This window comes from Leifsonia sp. 22587, from assembly GCF_052044215.1.
In the GTDB taxonomy this organism is placed as follows: domain Bacteria; phylum Actinomycetota; class Actinomycetes; order Actinomycetales; family Microbacteriaceae; genus Leifsonia; species Leifsonia shinshuensis_C.
This window is the reverse complement of record NZ_JBQENB010000001.1, coordinates 1,240,009-1,260,478: the sequence shown is the minus strand read 5'-3', so window position 1 is coordinate 1,260,478 and position 20,470 is coordinate 1,240,009. Positions and strand designations below refer to the sequence as shown.

The 20,470-nt window shown below is 69.8% G+C and carries 16 protein-coding genes; 6 read left to right on the top strand and 10 right to left on the bottom strand.

Features of this window, described 5'->3' with window-relative positions:
- Positions 1 to 27: 27 nt before the first annotated feature.
- Positions 28 to 462 carry a SufE family protein gene (locus ACTJI1_RS06070; RefSeq protein ID WP_440741910.1) on the bottom strand — a complete coding sequence of 145 codons (435 nt, stop codon included), beginning with the start codon at positions 460 to 462 and terminating at the stop codon, positions 28 to 30.
- A gap of 34 nt (positions 463 to 496) precedes the next feature.
- Entirely contained in the window at positions 497 to 1,399 is a 903-nt protein-coding gene (locus ACTJI1_RS06065; RefSeq protein WP_440741909.1) for a sulfurtransferase, read from the bottom strand.
- A gap of 146 nt (positions 1,400 to 1,545) precedes the next feature.
- On the opposite strand from ACTJI1_RS06065, the gene zapE reads away from it, so the two are divergent.
- Positions 1,546 to 2,601 carry a cell division protein ZapE gene (gene zapE / locus ACTJI1_RS06060; protein ID WP_440741908.1) on the top strand — a complete coding sequence of 352 codons (1,056 nt, stop codon included), beginning with the start codon at positions 1,546 to 1,548 and terminating at the stop codon, positions 2,599 to 2,601.
- Between the two features lie 73 nt (positions 2,602 to 2,674).
- On the opposite strand, the gene ACTJI1_RS06055 is transcribed toward zapE, so the two are convergent.
- A complete protein-coding gene (locus ACTJI1_RS06055) occupies positions 2,675 to 3,904 on the bottom strand; it encodes an alpha/beta hydrolase family protein (RefSeq protein WP_440741907.1) in 1,230 nt (409 codons plus the stop codon).
- Positions 3,905 to 4,004: 100 nt separating this feature from the next.
- Between ACTJI1_RS06055 and ACTJI1_RS06050 the strand changes: the two genes are divergently transcribed.
- From ACTJI1_RS06050 to ACTJI1_RS06035, 4 genes are all read left to right on the top strand, one after another.
- Complete coding sequence (locus ACTJI1_RS06050) at positions 4,005 to 4,616, top strand: DUF3000 domain-containing protein (protein ID WP_310129685.1); 612 nt, start codon at positions 4,005 to 4,007, stop codon at positions 4,614 to 4,616.
- Positions 4,609 to 5,805, top strand: a complete 1,197-nt coding sequence (locus ACTJI1_RS06045) for an HRDC domain-containing protein (protein ID WP_310129687.1) — start codon at positions 4,609 to 4,611, stop codon at positions 5,803 to 5,805. Before ACTJI1_RS06050 ends, ACTJI1_RS06045 begins: the two co-directional genes overlap by 8 nt.
- A 93-nt stretch (positions 5,806 to 5,898) precedes the next feature.
- Positions 5,899 to 7,086, top strand: a complete 1,188-nt coding sequence (locus tag ACTJI1_RS06040; RefSeq protein ID WP_396427066.1) for a thiolase family protein — start codon at positions 5,899 to 5,901, stop codon at positions 7,084 to 7,086.
- 7 nt (positions 7,087 to 7,093) lie between these two features.
- Positions 7,094 to 9,232: a 3-hydroxyacyl-CoA dehydrogenase NAD-binding domain-containing protein gene (locus ACTJI1_RS06035; protein ID WP_440741906.1), complete on the top strand. Its 2,139-nt coding sequence runs from the start codon at positions 7,094 to 7,096 to the stop codon at positions 9,230 to 9,232.
- A 75-nt stretch (positions 9,233 to 9,307) separates the two neighbouring features.
- Here the strand turns inward: ACTJI1_RS06035 and ACTJI1_RS06030 are convergent, their stop codons facing one another.
- From ACTJI1_RS06030 to dxs, 3 genes are all read right to left on the bottom strand, one after another.
- Positions 9,308 to 10,288: an aldo/keto reductase gene (locus ACTJI1_RS06030; protein ID WP_310129693.1), complete on the bottom strand. Its 981-nt coding sequence runs from the start codon at positions 10,286 to 10,288 to the stop codon at positions 9,308 to 9,310.
- Complete coding sequence (locus ACTJI1_RS06025; RefSeq protein ID WP_440741905.1) at positions 10,285 to 10,686, bottom strand: MerR family transcriptional regulator; 402 nt, start codon at positions 10,684 to 10,686, stop codon at positions 10,285 to 10,287. Before ACTJI1_RS06025 ends, ACTJI1_RS06030 begins: the two co-directional genes overlap by 4 nt.
- 129 nt (positions 10,687 to 10,815) lie before the next feature.
- On the bottom strand, positions 10,816 to 12,771 hold the full coding sequence (gene dxs / locus ACTJI1_RS06020; protein ID WP_440741904.1) for a 1-deoxy-D-xylulose-5-phosphate synthase: 1,956 nt from the start codon (positions 12,769 to 12,771) through the stop codon (positions 10,816 to 10,818).
- 308 nt (positions 12,772 to 13,079) lie between these two features.
- Between dxs and ACTJI1_RS06015 the strand changes: the two genes are divergently transcribed.
- Positions 13,080 to 13,514: a hypothetical protein gene (locus ACTJI1_RS06015; protein ID WP_440741903.1), complete on the top strand. Its 435-nt coding sequence runs from the start codon at positions 13,080 to 13,082 to the stop codon at positions 13,512 to 13,514.
- A gap of 59 nt (positions 13,515 to 13,573) precedes the next feature.
- Here ACTJI1_RS06015 and acnA read toward each other — a convergent pair whose 3' ends face one another.
- From acnA to ACTJI1_RS05995, 4 genes are all read right to left on the bottom strand, one after another.
- On the bottom strand, positions 13,574 to 16,402 hold the full coding sequence (gene acnA, locus ACTJI1_RS06010) for an aconitate hydratase AcnA (RefSeq protein ID WP_440741902.1): 2,829 nt from the start codon (positions 16,400 to 16,402) through the stop codon (positions 13,574 to 13,576).
- A gap of 139 nt (positions 16,403 to 16,541) precedes the next feature.
- Positions 16,542 to 18,917, bottom strand: a complete 2,376-nt coding sequence (locus ACTJI1_RS06005; protein WP_440741901.1) for an HAD-IC family P-type ATPase — start codon at positions 18,915 to 18,917, stop codon at positions 16,542 to 16,544.
- 37 nt (positions 18,918 to 18,954) lie between these two features.
- Complete coding sequence (locus ACTJI1_RS06000; RefSeq protein WP_440741900.1) at positions 18,955 to 19,797, bottom strand: DUF3159 domain-containing protein; 843 nt, start codon at positions 19,795 to 19,797, stop codon at positions 18,955 to 18,957.
- Positions 19,798 to 19,807: 10 nt separating this feature from the next.
- On the bottom strand, positions 19,808 to 20,410 hold the full coding sequence (locus tag ACTJI1_RS05995) for a DUF3710 domain-containing protein (protein ID WP_440742182.1): 603 nt from the start codon (positions 20,408 to 20,410) through the stop codon (positions 19,808 to 19,810).
- Positions 20,411 to 20,470: the final 60 nt, after the last annotated feature.

Genomic DNA, 20,470 nt, shown 5'->3' with positions numbered 1-20,470 from the left:
GCCGAAGTGCTCGGCGGATGCTCCCGATCAGACGGCGAGCTTCTCCCGCACCTGGCGCTTGGCGCGGCCGAGCAGCGCCGACATGCCGCGGAGGCGCAACGGCGAGACGGCCTGGGTCAGTCCCAGCGTCTGCGGGTACTCGTCGGGCACGGCGAGGACCTCGTCGGCGGTGAGGCCGGCGAGGCCCTGCACCAGGATGGACGCGAAGCCGCGCGTGGTGGGCGCCTCACGCGGAGCCGTGGCGTACAGGTGCACGATGCGGTCCGCATCCACCTCGACGAAGATGAACACCGGCGCCTGGCACTCCTCCACCCGCTCCAGCAGGTCGGGGTGGTCGCGGTAGCGCTCGGGCAGCTCCGGGAGCTCGTCGGAGAACTCCAGCAGCAGCTGCAGCCGGTCGTTCTGCTCCAGCGCCTGGAAGTCGTCGCGGATCTCGGCGAGCGCGCCCGTCAGTTCGGTCATCCTTCAAGGCTACGTCGGTTTGCGACGCATCCGGTCAGCGGGCCGGGACCTCGCCGGGCTCGGTCCCCGTGACGATCGGGACGCGCACGGCCGAGCCCCACTCCGTCCATGAGCCGTCGTAGTTCTTGACGTTCTCGAAGCCGAGGAGGTGGGTGAGCACGAACCAGGTGTGGCTGGAGCGCTCGCCGATCCGGCAGTAGGCGATCACGTCGTCGCCGGGAGCGAGCCCTGCCCCGTCGAGGTAGACCTGCTCGAGCTCGGCGCGGCGCTTGAACGTCGCGTCGGGTGCGGCGGCCTTCGCCCAGGGCACGGACTTCGCCGACGGGATGTGCCCGGCGCGCAGTGCGCCCTCGGTCGGGTACCCGGGGATCTCGGTCCGCTCGCCGCTGTACTCCTCCGGCGAGCGCACGTCGATGAGGGGCTGCGTCCCGAGGGCCGCGAGCACGTCCTCCTTGAAGGCGCGGACGACCGTGTCGTCGCGCTCCACGACCGGGTAGTCGACGGGTGCGGGCTGCGGGACCTCGCGGGTGAGCTCGCGTCCCTCCGCGATCCACTTGTCGCGGCCGCCGTCGAGCAGGCGGACGTCCTCGTGGCCGAACAGGGTGAACACCCACAGCGCGTAGGCGGCCCACCAGTTGTTCTTGTCGCCGTAGATGACGACGGTGGTGTCGCGGGCGATGCCCTTCGAGCCGAGCAGTTCGGCGAAGCGCTCGGAGCTGACGTAGTCGCGCACGACGGGGTCGTTGAGGTCGGTGTGCCAGTCGATCTTGACCGAGCCGGGGATGTGGCCGGTGTCGTAGAGCAGCACGTCCTCATCCGATTCGACCACCACGAGACCCGGCTGTCCCAGGTGTTCGGCGAGCCATTCCGTGCTGACCAGGCGCTCGGGGTGCGCGTAGCCGGCGAACTCGGGCGACGGGTCGGTCTCGATGGTCATGCGGTGGGTCCTCCAGGGTTCGGTCCAGGGTCCGGTCGGGCGCGCGGGCTAGGCTGGGAAGCCTGCGACAGCCGCGGACCTGACTCCAGCGTAGGCGGCGGCGAACGACAGCGGTACGACTTCGACACAAAGGTGCACACTCCGCCATGACCATCGAGCAGACCGGCGCCCTCCCCCGCCTCGCCGACCGTTCCCCCCAGATCACGGGCGCCGAGATCGCCGCCAGTCTGGTGCCGCCGTCGCAGTTCGAGCGGGCGACGTTCGAGTCGTATCGTCCTGACCACGACTACCCGTCGCAGGCGGAGGCCGTCGCGACGCTCAAGCTGTTCGCGAAGGCGTGGGAGCCGCAGCGCCCGGCCGGCCTGTTCAGCCGCAGCCGCAAGAAGGTGGATGCGATGAAGCCGGGCGTCTACCTCGACGGCGGCTTCGGTGTCGGCAAGACCCACCTCCTGGCGGCCCTGTGGCACGAGGCGCCGGGCCCGAAGTACTTCGGCACGTTCATCGAGTACACCGCTCTGGTGGGCGCGCTCGGCTATGCGGGCGCGGTCGACCTGCTGCGCGGATCCACCCTGATCTGCATCGACGAGTTCGAGCTGGACGACCCGGGCGACACCATGATGATGACCCGGATGCTCGGCGAGCTCGTCGCCTCCGGCACCCGCATCGCCGCGACCAGCAACACGCCGCCGAACGCCCTCGGCGAGGGGCGCTTCGCCGCGAGCGACTTCCTGCGCGAGATCCAGTCGCTGTCGTCGAACTTCCAGACCCTCCGCATCGACGGCCTCGACTACCGCCGCCGCGACACCACGGGCAACGCCGTCACCGTCGACGAGGCGGAGTACGAGCGCGTCGTCGCCGCGATGGCCGCCCGCGGTGAGACGGTGACGAGCGACGGCTTCCAGCACCTCATCGCGCACCTGGCGACCGTCCACCCCTCCCGCTACATCAAGATCATCGACGGCGTGGATGTGATCGGCCTGACGGGCGTGGAGGTGCTGCACGACCAGATGGCGGCGCTCCGCCTGGTCGCATTCATCGACCGCGTCTACGACGCCGAGATCCCCGTCGTGCAGACCGGCGTGCCCCTGAGCGACGTCTTCGACGACGACATGCTCGGCGGCGGCTACCGCAAGAAGTACCTGCGCTCGATGTCGCGCATGATCGCCCTCACCGCGGGCGAGCTGCCGCCGCACGACGACTGAGGCGTCCGCTCCCCGCGAGTTCGCTCCCGGCGAGTTGCGACATCATGTCACCACTCGCCGCGCGAAGCGACATCTACTCACGAGTCGCCGCGGGCGCAGCCGCGGCGGGGGCAGTCGCGGCCGGCACGTGCTCGGCGAGCCAGCCGGCGATCGCCGACGTCCACTTCGCCTCGTCGTAGTTCCACAGTTTCGTGTGGAGCGCCGTGTCGAACGGGACGAGGGTGACGATGTCGCTGCGGGCCTCGGCGAGCGCCCGTGACCCGGTTGAGGGGACGAAGCCGTCGTCGTCGCTGTGCAGGATGAGCATGGGCAAGCTGAGCTCCGACGCGCGGGCGACGAAGTCCATGCTGCGGAGGTCGATCGGCGCGCCCTGTCCGGTGATCGGACCGCTCCACTCGGCCTCGATGAGACGAAGCGCCGCGCGGGTCATCACGTCCGGGATGCGCAGCATGTTGCCCTGGTACTCGAGGGTGTCGATCCAGTCGATGACGGGCGACTCGAGCACGATGCCGGTCACGTGCTCCAGGCCCTTCCCGCGCGTGATGGTCTGCAGCACCACGGCGCCGCCCATCGACCACCCCATCAGGACGATCGACCGCGCGCCGTGCTCCACGGCGTAGCCGATGGCCGCCTCGATGTCGCGCCACTCCGTGCCGCCCAGGCCGTAGCGGCGGTCCTCGCTCTCGGGCGCATCCCCGTCGTTGCGGTAGGAGGCGAGCAGGCATGTGAAGCCGGACTCGTGGAACACCCGCACCGCGCGCAGTCCCTCCTGGCGGGAGGCGCCCCAGCCGTGCACCTGGATGACCCAGCGTCCGGGGTCCGCGTCGTCCGGTGCCGGGAAGATCCACGCCGGCGCCTGTCCGAGGTCGGTGGGGATCTCCGCACTCATCACCGGGAGGCCCAGCGCCTCCGGCTGGAGGTAGTAGTAGCCGCTGATCCGGGCACGACCGGCACGCAGCTCCCCGAACTCGACGCCTTCGAGTTCGCGGGTGACGCTGCCGTCGCCGCGCTCGATGAGCCCGCCGACCTTCGCGAAGGCGGTGTCGCCGCCCCACCACAGGCCGAAGCGGCCGGGCATGGAGGCGTCCGGCGTCGCGCGCAGGGTCACGGTCCCGGCATCCTCGTCGAACGAGCGGATGGTCTGGTTCTGCGGGCGGCGGCGCACCGGCGTGATCACGGTGCGGGCGACACGCGTGGTGACCACGGCGCCCAGCGCGGCCGTGGCGAGCACCAGTCCCGCGCCGACGAACGCCGCCGTGCCGAGTGCCTTGCCGAACGCCGATCGAGTGCCGCTCTCCGCCATAGTGCGAGCGTACCGGCGGGCGGCGGGAGGCGCCCTCAGGACTTCCCCAGGCGGCGTGCCGTACTGACAGGACCCGGTAAAGGCTTCTAGTGTTCGAAGCGTGCCGACACCGACATCCCCACCGCAGCATCCGGCGGAGTTCGCCACGGCGCTGCAGTCCATCCGTGCCGCAGTGTCGCGACCGGAGCTCGTCGTCGAGGAGATCCCTGCGCCCGCGCAGCTCGCACCGTACTCCGTCGCCCTCGCCGCCGACGTGCGGCCGGCGCGGCACGGCAGCGACTCCGACCTGGGCACCGGACGCTTCATCCTGCTCTACGACCCGGACGAGCCGGAGGCGTGGGGCGGCCCGTTCCGCATCGTCTGCTTCGCCCAGGCGCCGCTGGAGACCGACATCGGGCTCGACCCGTTCCTGGCCGACGTCGCCTGGTCGTGGCTGGTGGATGCGCTGGATGCGAGGCACGCCCGCTACACCGCGGCGAGCGGCACGGCGACCAAGATCATCTCCACCGGGTTCGGCGAGCTCGCCGCCCAGGGCGACGGCTCGCAGATCGAGCTGCGCGCCTCCTGGAGCCCGCTGGAGTCCGACGTCTCGGCGCATGTCGAGGGCTGGGGGGAGCTGCTGTGCATGCTCGCCGGGCTGCCCCCGACTGGCGAGGGGGTCAGCCTGCTGAGCACACGGGCGACCTCGCCGAGAAGGACACCGCGTGGCTGAACACACGGTCATCGACTCCCGCGACGGATACCTCCGGGCCGTCGAGCGCATCGCCGCAGGCACCGGTCCCGTCGCCGTCGACGCCGAGCGGGCCAGCGGCTTCCGGTACTCGCAGCGGGCCTACCTCATCCAGGTGTTCCGCCGCGGCTCCGGCACGTTCCTGTTCGATCCGCCCGCCGTCGGCCGGTTCGACGAGCTGAACGACGCCATCCACGACGACGAGTGGGTGCTGCACGCGGCGACGCAGGACCTCACCTGCCTGCGCGAGGTGGGCCTCGACCCGTCGATCGTGTTCGACACGGAGCTCGCCGCCCGCCTGCTCGGGATGCCGCGCGTCGGCCTCGGGACCGTCGTCGAGGAGCTGCTCGGCATCCACCTGGCCAAGGAGCACAGCGCCGCCGACTGGTCGACGCGGCCCCTACCGGAGCCGTGGCTGAACTACGCCGCCCTCGACGTTGAGCTGCTGCCCGACCTCCGTGACGCGATCGCCGCGCTGCTGGATGAGGCGGGCAAGATGGACATCGCCCGCCAGGAGTTCGCGGACGAGCTGGTGCGCGACCTCGTACCGGTGCGGCACGAGCCCTGGCGCCGGCTGTCGGGCATCCACTCCATCCGGGGATTGCGCAACCTCGCGGTCGCCCGCGAGCTGTGGCTGAGCCGGGATGCGCTGGCGCGCGAGCTCGACACCGCGCCCGGTCGCCTCGTGCCGGACGCGTCGCTGACCGCCGCCGCCAAGGCGATGCCGGAGAGCAAGCGCGCGCTCGCGTCGCTGCGCGAGTTCACCGGGCGGGCCAGCCGCTCCGAGCTGGACCGCTGGTGGGCCGCGATCGAAGCGGGACGCACGACGGACGACCTCCCGGTGCTCCGCGGCAACGGCGACAGCCTGCCCCCGCCCCGCGCGTGGTCCGACCGCAACCCCGAGGCGGATGCGCGGCTGAAGGCCGCGCGCGCGGCGCTGACCACCGTGTCCGAGGAGCGCGCCATCCCCCTCGAGAACCTGCTGACCCCCGACACGCTGCGCCGCGTCGCGTGGACGCCACCCGCCGAGGTGACGCCCGAAACCGTCGCCGAGGCCCTCACCGCGCACGGCGCGCGCCCCTGGCAGGTTGCCGCAACCTCACAGGTGATCGCCCAGGCGTTTGTGGAAAGTACCCAAAGCGCCGACGAGGGGTCCGAACCCGCTTCGTAGGAAGGATCAAACGATTCTTTCGTGCACAGCGGTGTACCTAGGATCGTTTCCGACCTTGATTTGGGAGGCACTGTGGCCGATAGGAACGATGTCGTGTTCGTCGACGGAGTCCGTACTCCGTTCGGACGGGCCGGCGAAAAAGGGCAGTACTGGAACACCCGGGCGGACGACCTCGTCGTGAAGGCGATGATCGGGCTGCTGGAGCGGAACCCCGAGGTGCCCAAGGACCGGATCGACGACGTGGCGATCGCCGCGACCACGCAGCAGGGCGACCAGGGACTCACCCTCGGCCGCACGGCGGCGCTCCTCGCCGGCCTGCCCAAGTCGGTCCCCGGATTCGCGATCGACCGGATGTGCGCGGGCGCCATGACCAGCGTCACCACCCTCGGCTCGGGCATCGCGTTCGGCGCCTACGACCTCGTCATCGCCGGCGGTGTCGAGCACATGGGCCGCCACCCGATGGGCTTCGGGGCCGACCCCAACCCGCGCTTCCTCTCCGAGAAGATGGTCGCCGAGGACGCGCTCAACATGGGCATGACCGCCGAGCGCATCCACGACCGCTTCCCCGCGCTCACCAAGGAGCGCTCCGACCGGTTCGCCATGCGCAGCCAGCACAAGCTCGCCGCCGCCTACGAGGCCGGCAAGATCCAGCCGGACCTGGTGCCGGTCGCCATCCGCTCGGAGTCGGGCTGGGGCCTCGCCACCGAGGACGAGGGGATGCGCCCGCAGACCACGATGGAGGGCCTCGCCACGCTCAAGACGCCGTTCCGTCCCCACGGCCGGGTCACGGCGGGCAACTCGTCCCCGCTGACCGACGGCGCCACCGCCTCCCTCCTCGCGTCGCACGACGCCGTGAAGGAGCTCGGCCTGACGCCGAAGATGCGGATGGTCAGCTTCGCGTTCGCCGGCGTCGAGCCGGAGATCATGGGGCTGGGCCCGGTCCCGTCGACCGAGAAGGCGCTCCGCAAGGCGGGCCTCAGCATCGACGACATCGGCCTGTTCGAGCTCAACGAGGCCTTCGCCATCCAGGTGCTGTCGTTCCTCGACCACTTCGGGATCGCCGACGACGACCCGCGGGTCAACCAGTGGGGCGGCGCGATCGCGATCGGGCACCCGCTCGCCGCGAGCGGCGTGCGCCTGATGATCCAGCTGGCCCGCCAGTTCGAGGAGCACCCCGAGGTGCGCTATGGCATCACCGCGATGTGCGTGGGCCTCGGCCAGGGCGGCACCGTGATCTGGGAGAACCCGAACTACGACAAGCGCGCCGCGCGGAAGGGCTGAGACGCACGTGACCGACTACAGCAAGATCGACTTCTCCCCCCTCGCCGACCTCACCGACGACGAGGTCGTCACCCACTCGTTCGTGAAGGATGTGCGCCTGCCGAGCGGCAAGAACCTCGCGCTGGTCACCCTCGACAACGGCCGCGACCACACGCGGCCCAACACGATGGGCCCGGCGACGCTCCTCCAGCTCGGGAAGACCTTCGACGAGCTGACCGAGCGGGCGAAGCGCGGTGAGATCGACGCGGTCGCCGTCACCGGCAAGCCGTTCATCCTCGCCGCCGGAGCCGACCTCAGCCGGGTGAACGAGATCCCGAGCGTCGAGGTGGCGAAGCTGCTCCCCCAGCTGGGCCACTACGTCCTGGGCAAGCAGGCCACGTTCGGCGTCCCCTCGTTCGTGTTCACGAACGGCCTGGCGCTGGGCGGCGGCGTGGAGATCGGCCTCAACGCCGACTACCGCACCATCGACCGCAACGCGGCCGCGTTCGCGCTGCCCGAGGTGTTCCTCGGGCTGATCCCCGGCTGGGGCGGCGCGACCATCCTCCCGAACCTGATCGGCATCGAGAACGCTCTGAAGGTCGTGGTCGAGAACCCGCTGAAGCAGAACCGGATGCTCAAGCCGCAGGAGGTCTTCGACCTGGGGATCGCCGACGCGATCTTCGACTCGGCGAACTTCCTCGAGGACTCGCTGAAGTGGGCCGACTCCGTGCTCACCGGCGCGACCGTCGTGAAGCGGCCGAACGAGCCGGGCAAGATCGAGCGGATGGTCAAGTGGGACGCCGCCATCGGCATCGCCCGCAAAATGCTCGAGTCGCGCATCGGCACCGTGCCGAAGTCGCCGTACAAGGCGCTCGACCTGCTCAAGGCCGCCAAGTCGAACGATCGTGAAGCCGGCTTCGCCCTGGAGGACGACGCTCTCGCGGAGCTGATCGCCGGCGACCAGTTCCAGGCCAGCATCTACGCCTTCAACCTGGTGCAGAAGCGGGCCAAGAAGCCCGCCGGCGCGCCCGACCGCAAGCTCGCCAAGAAGGTCACCAAGATCGGTGTGATCGGGGCCGGCTACATGGCCAGCCAGTTCGCGCTGCTGTTCGTCCGCCGCCTGCGGGTGCCGGTGGTCATCACCGACCTCGACCAGGCGCATGTCGACAAGGGCGTTGCATACATCCACGACGAGATCGGCACGCTCCAGGAGAAGGGCCGCATCTCTCCGGATGAGGCCAACCGGCTGCGCGCCCTGGTCACCGGCACCACCAACAAGGCCGACTTCGCCGACTGCGACTGGGTCATCGAGGCCGTGTTCGAGGAGCTGTCCGTGAAGCAGGACGTCTTCGCCGAGGTCGAGCCGTTCCTCTCCGACGAGGCGGTGATCGCGACCAACACCTCCTCGCTCTCCGTCGAGCAGATCGGCGCGAAGCTGAAGCACCCCGAGCGCCTGGTCGGCTTCCACTTCTTCACGCCGGTCGCGGTCATGCCGCTGATCGAGGTCGTGAAGACGCCGAACACCGACGAGGCCACTCTCTCCACTGCCATGGTCACGGCCGCGGCGCTGAAGAAGAACGCCGTCATCACGGCGGACACCCCCGGCTTCGTGGTCAACCGCGTACTGGCCAAGATCCTCGGCGACGCGATGCACGCCGTCGACGACGGGACGCCGTTCGAGGTCGTCGACGAGGCTATCGCCCCGCTGGGCCTGCCGATGGCGCCGTCCGCCCTGCTCGACCTGGTCGGGCTGAAGGTCGGCGCGCACGTGCTCGACACCCACCACGCGGCGTTCCCGGACCGGTTCTACCGCTCCGAGAACCTCCACAAACTGGCCGAGTACGGCACGCTGCTGGAGAAGGACGCCAAGGGCAAGGTGAAGGGCCTCGACAAGGGCGCCGCGAAGATCGTCTCGGGCGGCAAGAACCCGTGGACGAAGGAGCAGATCCTTCGCACCCTGGAGGACGGCCTGGCCGACGAGATCCACCGCATGCTGGTCGACGACCACGTCGTCGAGGCGCCGGAGGACATCGACCTCTGCATGATCCTCGGTGCGGGCTTCCCGTTCCAGATGGGCGGCATCACGCCGTACCTCGACCGGGTCGGCGCGTCCGAGCGGGTCTTCGGCGACACGTTCCACCACCCGCCGATCAAGGGCGTCGCGTAGGCGCCCGCCCTATTGACGCAGCACGCCGTCCGCCTGAAGTGGCGGACGGCGTGTTGCGTTACGCAGCGGGACGGGTCAGCGGTTGACCGTCGACATGTCGGGGTAGCGGTCGCCCAGCGGGGCGGCCACCGCATCCAGGCGGGCGATCTGCTCGGGGGTCAGGTGCAGGTCGGCCGCGGCCACGTTCTGCTCCAGGTTCTCCACCTTCGTGGTGCCCGGGATCGGTGCGATGTCGTCGCCCTTCGACAGCAGCCACGCCAGGGCCACCTGGCCCGGCTTGGCACCCAGCTCGCGCGCGACCTCGTCGACCTGCTCCACGATCCGGATGTTGGCCTCCAGGTTGTCGCCCTCGAAACGCGGGTTGAACCGGCGGAAGTCGTCGTCCGACAGCTGGTCGAGCGACCGGATCGTGCCGGTGAGGAAGCCGCGGCCGAGCGGCGAGTACGGCACGAAGCCGATCCCGAGCTCGCGGACCGTCGGCAGCACCTCGGCCTCCGGGTCGCGCGTCCACAGCGAGTACTCGGTCTGGATGGCGGTGACCGGGTGCACGGCGTTGGCGCGGCGGATCGTCGCGGGTGCCGCCTCCGACAGCCCGTAGTGGCGGATCTTCCCCTCCTCGATCAGCTCCTTCAGCGCCCCGACGGTCTCCTCGATGGGCGTGTCCGGGTCCATCCGGTGCTGGTAGTACAGGTCGATGTGGTCGGTCTGCAGCCGGCGCAGCGAGCCTTCGACCGACAGCCGCACGTTCTCGGCCGAGCCGTCCATCCCGCGCTCGTCGTTCTGGCGGTGCTTGATGGTGCCGAACTTCGTGGCGATGACGACGCGGTCGCGGCGCCCGTCGGCGAACGCCTTCGCGAGCAGCTCCTCGTTCTTGTACGGGCCGTACATCTCGGCGGTGTCGAAGAACGTCACCCCGAGGTCCATGGCCCGGTGGATGGTGCGGATCGAGCCGGCCTCGTCGGCACCGGCCCCGGTGTAGAACGCGGACATCCCCATGCAGCCCAGCCCCAGCTGCGAGACCTCCAGCTTCTCGGTTCCCAATGCGATCGTCTTCATGCGTCGTTCCCTTCCGTGACCTGGCCGACGCTCTGCCGGTACAGGTCGATCTTGTAGTCGATGGCCGCCAGGCTCGCTGTCATCTCCTCCAGTTGCCGCACGACGGCCATCCGGTGCAGGAGCAGCAGCTCCAGCCGTTCCGCCTGCGTGTCGTCGCCGTCACGGGCGAGCACCACGTACTGGCGCATCGTCGCGATCGGCATGGCCGTCGAGCGCAGCTTCGTGAGGAACGTCACCCAGGTGACGTCCGCCTCGGTGTAGCGCCGGTGGGTGGAGGATGCGCGCCCGACCGGGGTCAGCATCAGCCCCTCGCGTTCGTAGTAGCGCAGGGTGTGCGTGGTGAGTCCGGTCCGCTCGGCGACGTCGGAGATCGACATCGCCGTCCGTGTGTCGGTCATATCGCCACAGTAGAACTTCGAGCGCACTCCAAGTCAACCGATCCCAGCTACCCGGCAGATTTGTGCCAAATCGTCGTTATACGGGGGCCATAACCGAGAATTGGCGCAAATCTATCGGGAAGGGATGAGTCAGGCGCGGCGCTTCTTGGCGGGAGCGGCCTCGTCGGCGGCGGAGTCGTCGTCGGGCAGCGGGCGCGCGATCGGCACGCGGCTGCCGAGCACCTGCGCGACGAGGTCGCGCGCGATCTTCTGCGGGGTGAGCCCCGCATCCTCGAGGATCTGCTCGCGCGAGGCGTGGTCGATGAACGCGTCGGGCAGCCCGAGCTCGTCCACCGCCGTGTCGATGCCGGCCTCGCGCAGATCCTGACGGACACGCGTGCCGATGCCGCCGACGCGGATGCCGTCCTCGATCGTCACCACGATGCGGTGCTCGGCCGCCAGCGACAGGATGCTCTTCGGCACCGGGACGACCCACCGCGGGTCCACGACGGTGGCGCCGATGCCCTGGGCGGCCAGCCGGTCGGCGACCTTGAGCCCGAGGTCGGCCATCGGGCCGACCGTCACGAGCAGCACATCCTTGCGGTCGCCCTCGCGGAGCACGTCCACTCCGTCGTCGAGCCGGCGCACCGCCTCGATGTCGGGCTGAACGGACCCCTTAGGGAAGCGGAGGACGGTCGGCGCGTCGTCGACGGCCACGGCCTCCCCCAGCTCCTCGCGGAAGCGGGTGCCGTCGCGCGGCGCGGCGAGGCGGATGTTGGGGACCACCTGCAGGATGGCGAGGTCCCAGATGCCGTGGTGGCTCGGACCATCCGGCCCGGTCACCCCGGCCCGGTCGAGGACGAACGTCACGCCCGCCTTGTGGAGCCCCACATCCATCAGCACCTGGTCGAACGCGCGGTTCATGAAGGTGGCGTAGATCGCGACCACGGGATGCAGCCCCCCGAAGGCGAGGCCGGCCGCGCTGGTGGCCGCGTGCTGCTCGGCGATGCCGACGTCGTGCACGCGGTCGGGGAAACGCTCCGCGAACTTGTGCAGGCCGGTGGGCCGCAGCATGGCGGCGGTGATTCCGACGATCTTCGGGTCCTTCTCGGCCAGCCGCACGATCTCGTCGGCGAACACGCCCGTCCAGGACGGCTTGCTCGATCCGCCCATCGACTCACCGGTCTCCGGGTCGATCTGCCCGACGGAGTGGAACTGGTCCGCAGCGTCGCGCAGGGCCGGCTCGTAGCCGCGTCCCTTCTGCGTGATGGCGTGGACGATGACGGGCGCGCCGTAGTTCTTGGCCTGCTCGAGCGCCTCCTCCATCGCCTGCACGTCGTGGCCGTGGATCGGACCGATGTACTTGATGTCGAGGTTCGAGTAGAGCGCCTCGTTGTTCGTGAACCGGCTCAGGAAGCCGTGCAGCCCGCCGCGCACTCCGCGGTAGAACGACCGCCCCGGCGTGCCCAGCTTGTCGAACGCCTTGCGCGACGTGAGGTACAGGTTGCGGTAGCCGCGGCGGGTTCGCACCGTGTTGAGGAAGCGCGCCATGCCGCCGATCGTCGGCGCGTAGGAGCGGCCGTTGTCGTTGACGACGATGATCAGCTTGCGGTTGTTGTCGTCGGAGATGTTGTTGAGCGCCTCCCACGTCATGCCGCCGGTGAGGGCGCCGTCGCCGACCACCGCGATCACGTGGCGGTCCTGCTGGCCCGTCAGCTCGAACGCCCGGGAGATGCCGTCGGCCCACGACAGCGACGACGACGCGTGGGAGCTCTCGACGATGTCGTGCTCCGACTCGGAGCGCTGCGGGTACCCGGCGAGGCCGCCGCGCTGGCGCAGCTGCGAGAAGTCCTGCCGCCCGGTGAGCAGCTTGTGGACGTACGACTGGTGGCCGGTGTCGAAGACGATGGCATCCCGCGGCGAGTCGAACACCCGGTGGATGGCGATGGTCGTCTCGACGACGCCCAGGTTCGGGCCGAGGTGGCCGCCGGTCTTCGCCACATTGGCGACCAGGAACGCGCGCACTTCGCCCGCGAGCTGGACGAGCTCCCGCTCGGTCAGCCGATCGAGGTCGCGCGGACCCTGAATGGTCTCGAGGATGCCCATGCGTTCGAGTCTAGGCGCGCCTTCGTCAAGAGAGGCTCGGAACCGGCGGTTCCGAGCCTCCCCTTGACAGCGGCGTGTCCGGCTATCGTCCGCTATGGGCGCCCGTTAAACACAGCAGCCCGGGATAACCCGGGCCGCTGAGAGCGTGACGTCGTTAGTACTGCCGACGCCCTGCGAAGAAGCTTACTACGCTCGCGGAATGCCAGCCGATATCCTCACCCATCTCAGTGCACCGCGGATCGCGACCTACACCGCGCGCTGCGGGGACGCCCGAGTGGACGCGCGATCCGGGACCACTCCTGGCGTCGGTGATCCCAGCCGACCGCCTCCGCTCCGCCCGCGACCATGCCGCCCGCGCGGTGCGGGGTCGGCGACGTGTCAACCACGACGACGTCGTCGCACAATTCACTCTCGGTGTCTGGCGCAATCTCTTGCCGTCGCAGCGGCATCGCTGGAAACAGCCGCTGCGGGAGGAAGCCCTTCAGTATGCCTTCGCCAACCGGCAAGGAGTTCGACTCGACCAGATCGCTCGATCCGTATCGATCGTCTGCGACTTCCGGAACCGGATCGCACACCACGAGCCGGTGTTCGGCCTGGATCTCCGCGGTAAGCGCAAAGCTATGCGCGACATCCTCAACAGCGTGAGTCCGACGGCACGCCGCTGGTTAGTCGAGCACGAACCGCTGTCTGCCGCTCTCGATGACTTCTATGCCGAATGGCCCGATCTCGCCCGCACGAACTGAGCCCCTGCGGCCTCACCGTGGTGAGGCCGCAGGGGCTTGTCCTGGAAACAGCGGCGTGCTTACACCAGGCTCCGCAGCACGTACTGGAGGATGCCGCCGTTGCGGTAGTAGTCCGCCTCACCGGGGGTGTCGATGCGGACGACCGCGTCGAACTCGACCGGCTGCTTGCCCTCCGCGGAGTGCTCGCTCGGCGCGGCCACCACGTGCACGGTCTTCGGCGTGGTTCCCTCGTTGAGCTGCTCGAGGCCCGTGATCGAGAAGACCTCGGTGCCGTCGAGGCCCAGCGAGTCGGCGGACTCGCCGGCCGGGAACTGCAGCGGCACGACGCCCATGCCGATGAGGTTCGAGCGGTGGATGCGCTCGAAGCTCTCGGTGATCACCGCGCGGACGCCGAGGAGGCTGGTGCCCTTGGCCGCCCAGTCGCGCGACGAGCCGGAGCCGTACTCCTTGCCGCCGAGGATGACGAGCGGGGTGCCCTGCGCCTGGTAGTTCTGCGACGCGTCGTAGATGAACGACTGCGGGGCGTCCGGCTTCGTGAAGTCGCGGGTGTAGCCGCCCTCGACGCCGTCGAGGAGCTGGTTCCGCAGGCGGATGTTCGCGAAGGTTCCGCGGATCATCACCTCGTGGTTGCCGCGGCGCGAGCCGTAGGAGTTGAAGTCCTTGCGGTCGATGCCGTGCTCGGTCAGGTACTGGCCGGCCGGGCTGTCCGCCTTGATGGAGCCGGCGGGCGAGATGTGGTCGGTCGTGACCGAGTCGCCCAGCTTGGCGAGCACGCGGGCGTCGACGATGTCGGTGACCGGCGTCGTGTCGAGGGTCATGCCCTCGAAGTACGGGGGCTTCCGCACGTAGGTCGACTTCTCGTCCCACTCGAAGATCGAACCCGTCGGGGTCGGCAGCGACTTCCAGCGCTCGTCGCCCTCGAAGACCGACGCGTACTGGTGGACGAACATCCCCTCGTTGATGGAGGAGTCGATCGTCTGCTGCACCTCGGCGGCGTCGGGCCAGATGTCCTTCAGGAACACGTCGTTGCCGTCGGCGTCGGTGCCCAGCGCGTCCACCTCGAAGTCGAAGTTCATCGACCCGGCGAGAGCGTACGCGATGACCAGCGGCGGGCTCGCCAGGTAGTTCATCTTGACGTCCGGGTTGATGCGGCCCTCGAAGTTGCGGTTGCCCGAGAGCACCGCGGTGACGGCGAGGTCGTTGTCGTTGACCGCCTGCGAGATCTCCTCGGGCAGCGGGCCCGAGTTGCCGATGCAGGTGGTGCAGCCGTAACCGACCGTGTAGAAGCCGAGCGCCTCCAGGTCCTTCGTCAGGCCCGCCTTCTCGTAGTAGTCGGTGACGACCTTGGAGCCCGGCGCCAGCGTGGTCTTCACCCACGGCTTGGCCTTGAGGCCCTTCTTCGCCGCGTTGCGGGCGAGCAGGCCGGCGGCGAGCATGACCGACGGGTTGGACGTGTTGGTGCACGACGTGATCGCCGCGATGGCGACCGCTCCGTGGTCGAGGACGAAGTCCTCGCCCTTCTCGGTCAGGGTGACCGGCGTCGGGTTGGACACGACCTTCGGGGCGTGGCTGTGGTGGCTGTGCTGGTGGGTGCTGCGCGCATCCTCCGGCTGGAGCTCACCGGGGTCGGAGGCCGGGAACGACTCCGAGATGGTCAGGTCGACCAGGTCGTGCGAGACGTCCGCGTAGTCCACGAGGTCCTTCTCGAACTGGTCCTTCGCGTGGCTCAGCTCGATGCGGTCCTGCGGGCGCTTCGGCCCGGCGATCGACGGGACGACCGTGGAGAGGTCGAGCTCGAGGTACTCGCTGTAGACCGGCTCGACCGACGGGTCGTGCCACAGGCTCTGCGCCTTCGAGTACTCCTCGACGAGCTGCACCTGCTCCTCGCTGCGGCCGGTGAGGCGCAGGTAGTCGAGGGTGACGTCGTCGATCGGGAACATGGCGGCCGTCGAGCCGAACTCGGGGCTCATGTTGCCGATGGTGGCGCGGTTCGCGAGCGGGACCTCGGCGACGCCGGCGCCGTAGAACTCGACGAACTTGCCGACCACGCCGTGCTTGCGCAGCATCTGCGTGATGGTGAGCACGACATCCGTCGCCGTCACACCGGTGGGGATGGCGCCGCTCAGCTTGAAGCCGACGACCTTGGGGATGAGCATGGAGACGGGCTGGCCGAGCATGGCCGCCTCGGCCTCGATGCCGCCGACGCCCCAGCCGAGCACGCCGAGGCCGTTCACCATGGTGGTGTGCGAGTCGGTGCCGACGCAGGTGTCCGGGTAGGCGTGCAGCTCGCCGTTCACCTCGCGGGTCATGGTGACGCGCGCCAGGTACTCGATGTTGACCTGGTGGACGATGCCGGTTCCCGGCGGGACGACCTTGAAGTCGTCGAACGCGGTCTGGCCCCAGCGGAGGAACTGGTACCGCTCGCCGTTGCGCTCGTACTCGAGGTCGGTGTTGCGCTCTAGCGCGTCGGGCTGGCCGAACAGGTCGGCGATGACGGAGTGGTCGATGACCATCTCCGCGGGCGCGAGCGGGTTGATCTTCTTGGGGTCGCCACCGAGGGCGGAGACCGCCTCACGCATGGTGGCGAGGTCGACGATGCAGGGGACGCCGGTGAAGTCCTGCATGATGACGCGGGCCGGCGTGTACTGGATCTCCGTGTCCGGCTCAGCGGTCGGGTCCCAGCCGCCGAGGGCGCGGATGTGGTCGGCGGTGATGTTCGCGCCGTCCTCCGTGCGGAGCAGGTTCTCGAGGAGCACCTTGAGGCTGAACGGGAGCCGCTCGTAGCCCTCGACGGTGTCGATCCCGAAGATCGTGTAATCCCTCGATCCGACCGTCAGCGTCCTCTTCGCACCGAAGCTGCCGTGTCCTGAGTTCTCGGTTGCCGTCACAATGCCCTCTCCTTCGTCGGCAGGCGATGTTCACGCACGCCTCGTCCATCTTCGTCGTCCGTCGAAGCGCCTTTCCAGCAAGGTAAGCCTAAACCCGGCTGACGGAAAGTATCTTGACGTCGAGATAAATCTACCACGCTCAGAGCCGGTCGAAGACCAGGGAGCGCCGCTTGGCGAAGCGATAGAACAGCTCGACGCCGGCCGCGCCCACGGCGCCCACCGCGACACCCCAGGCGAGGGCCGCATCCAGCTGCAGGTGCATCTCGAAGAACGCCGAGGTGAAGGGGATGACGCACACCAGCACGAAGGCGGCGGCGACCGCCGCGAGCAGCAGCCAGCGGATGCCGGTCAGCGGCCGCGTGAGCACGCACAGGATCCAGAGCGACACGCAGAACAGCGCCACGGTGGTCACGCTGCGCGCCTCGTGCAGCGGGATGCTGCGGTACAGCGGCGCGTACGCGACGACCGCGGTCAGTCCGGCGATGAGGCCCGTCGGAACGGAATATCGCAGCACACGGCCGAGCACGCCCGGCGTGTAGATGCGCTTGTTCGGCGCGAGCGCGAGGAAGAAGGAGGGGATGCCGATGGCGAGGGAGGACACGAGTGTCAGCTGGCGCGGCAGGAACGGGAACGGCCAGAGCAGCACGGCGCTGAGCAGCGCGAGCAGGATGCCGTAGGTCGTCTTCGCCAGGAAGATGTTGGACACGCGCTCGACGTTGGCGATCACGCGCCGGCCCGAGGAGAGCACGTCCGGCAGGCGGTCGAACCGGTCGTCGAGGAGGACCACCTTGGAGACCGCCTTGGTCGCGGCCGTGCCGGTGCCCATCGCGATGCCCAGATCGGAGTCCTTGACGGCCATCGCGTCGTTGACGCCGTCGCCCGTCATGGCCACGGTGCGCCCGCGCTCCTGGAGCAGCCGGACGGCGGTGCGCTTCTGGTCCGGGCTCACGCGCCCCAGCACAGCGGCGCGCTCCAACGCGTCGCCGAGGGCCTCGTCGGTCGTCAGCGTGGACGCGTCGATCGTGTCGCCGTCGAGTTGCAGCTCCTTCGCGATCGCGGCGACGGTGACCGGGTTGTCGCCGGACATGACCACCACGCGGACGGCCTGCTCGCGGAAGTAGCCGAGGGTGTCCCGCGCCTCGGGCCGCAGCGTCTCCGCGAGCAGCACCAGCAGGGCGGGCTCGACGCGGGTGCCCGCGAGCGGAACATGCAGCTCGCTCGGCAGCGGGTCCACCGCCCGGGCCAGCGCGAGCGTCCGCAGCCCGGTCGCGGCGAGCGCCGTCGCCCGGGCCAGCTCCTCCGGGTGCCCGTCGAGCACGCGCTCCGGCGCTCCCAGCACCCACGACGTCTCCGCGCCGTCCACAGTCATGACCAGGGCGCTGTACTTGGTCGCCGAGCTGAACGGGATGCGGCGGTTCACCCGGAACCGGTCGCTGCGGAACCGCGACCCCAGGATGCCGGACGTCGCGTTCCCGGCCTCGTCCGACCCGAAGGCGGCGAGCGCGGTCTCGGCGAGCCCGACGTCGACGGTGTCGCCGAGCGCCTCGGTGCCGTGCAGCGACAGCTCGCCCGTCGTCAGCGTCCCCGTCTTGTCGAGGCAGAGCACGTCGACGCGCGCCAGCACCTCCACGGCGGCGAGCTCCTGGACGAGCACCTTGCGCGTCGCCAGCTGGATGGCCGCCACCCCGAAAGCGAGGCTGGTCAGCAGCACCAGACCCTCGGGGATCATGCCGACGACGGCCGCCACCGCGTCCACGAGCGCCCGGCGCCAGTGGTCGTCCGTGAAGAGGTTCGCGAAGCCGCCGTACGTCAGCACGCGGCCGATCAGGGTGATGAGGATGAGCGGGCCGAGGATCCACGAGAGGTAGACCAGGATACGGTTGGTCGCCTCCCGCAGCTCCGACCGCACCAGCGAGTGCTTGCGGATCTCGCTCGTCAGGCGGCTGGCGTAGGAGTCGGCGCCCACGGCGGTCACCACCGCGAGCCCGGTGCCCGTGACCACGTGCGAACCGGACAGCAGCGGGGCCTCCGCGTCCTTGAACATCGGGTCGGACTCGCCGGTGAGCATGGACTCGTCGAGCGACAGCCCGGTGCTCTCGACGACGACCGCGTCCGCCGGCACCTGATCGCCGGGTCGCAGCACCAGGAGGTCGTCGAGCACCACATCTTCGAGCGGAACCGTCACGACCTCGCCGTCACGCCGCACCCGGCTGTGCGGGGCGGCGAGCAGGGCGGCGCGATCGAGCACGCGCTTGGCGCGGTACTCCTGAACGATCCCGATCAGGGCGTTGACGACGACGATCCCGAAGAAGAAGCCGTCGCGCAGGTCTCCCAGGAGCACGACGGCCACGAAGCAGGCGGTGAGGATGCCGTTGAACAGCGTGAAGATGTTCTCGCGCAGGATGTCGCCCACCGAGCGCGAGCTGGGCTGCGTCTGCGTGTTGACCCGGCCGTCGGCGACGCGCTGGGCGACCTGGGCGGCAGTCAGCCCCTCCTGCGTGCCCGCCTCCAGCATCCGTCCCCCTCCGTCGCCGTGAACTCAGTCGATCGTTCTACTTGGTAGGACGCACGTCGGCGGTCGTTCGTGACGGCTTCTGCGGGAACTGCCCCTTCACGACGAACCAGGTGACCAGGAGCAGCGGTGCGTAGAGCGGGACGCCCATCAGCAGCTTCGTCAGCGCCAGGGCGCTCGTCGCCGCGTCGGTGTGCGCGAGGTACAGCGGCACCTGCACGAGCAGGCGCGCGGCGAAGAGCAGGAACCAGAGGAAGGTCAGCGCCTGCATGACCCGGAACTTCCGCTTGTCGCGGCGCCAGGCCACGCCGTCGCCCATCAGGTAGCCGGCGGCCAGCCCGATGACGGGCCAGCGGACGAGCATCGAGATCAGGATGCCGGCGGCGTACGCGGCGTTGGTCCAGATCCCGAGCAGGAAGTTGTCCTCGCCGCGGCCGGTGATGAGCGCGAGGATCGCGGAGATGCCGACACCGATCAGCCCGGCCATCGCCTGCGTGACCGGGGTCTTGCCGATCACGCGGGCGACGGTGAAGACGACGGCGACGGCCACCGACGACACGATCGACACCGGCACGTTCTGCGTGAACGTGAAGAGGATGAGGAAGACCAGTCCCGGGAGGATGGTCTCGCAGAGCCCGCGGACGCCGCCGAGAGCGCCGAGCAGGGCCGCACTCGTCGAGGTGTCCGTCTCGGCCAGCTGCCCCAGACCGGAGCGGCGCGCCGCCGCGGCGATGCTCTCGCTCAGGGCAGGCGAGGGGGCCGGCGAGGGCGCCGGCGAGGGTGCCGACGACGGCGCGGACGCGGGCGCCGACGCGGGCGTCGCCGGCTGCGCGTCGTCCGCTGGTCCGTCCGCTTCGGGTGCTGGACGGTCGTGATCGGTCATGGCGATGCCTTTAAAGAGAGGAGTAGTCGTTCTCGGTGCCGGTCGTGGGGGCGGCGGGCATCCGGAGCGGGATGAGGTCGCGCGGCGGCATGGGCACGGTGCCGCGCACGACGACGATGCTGCGGAAGAGGTCTTCGACGAGCGCGGCGGCCTCCGGCTGCACCGCGGCGTCTCCGGCGATGACCCCGCGCAGGAACCAGCGCGGGCCGTCCACGCCGACGAAGCGGGCGACGCGCGTCTCGACGGCCCCGCCCTGGGCCGCCGCCACGGGGATCTCGGCGACGAGCTCCGGGCCGAACGCGCCGTCGCGCTCGGTCACGCGGCCGCCCTGCCGCTGGATCTGGTCGGTGATCTGCTCGCGGATCTCGTGCCAGAGGCCGGTGGAGCGCGGCGCGGCGAACGGCTGGACCTGCAGGGTCGAGTTCGCGTAGTCGAGGCCGACGGCGACGACGCGCTGCGTCTCCTCCTCCACCTCGAGGCGTAGGTGCAGCCCCTCGCGAGGAAGGATCTTCACCCCGCCCAGGTCGACGTACGGGCGGACCGGGTTCGCCTCGCTCTCGTCGAGCGGCCCCTCGGTCGCGCGGTCCTCGGGGGCGGACTTCTCGAACTCCAGGGCCTCGCCCTGCTGTTCGAGCTCTGCGCCCTCGTCGGACCCGCGCGGGGTGTCGCTGAT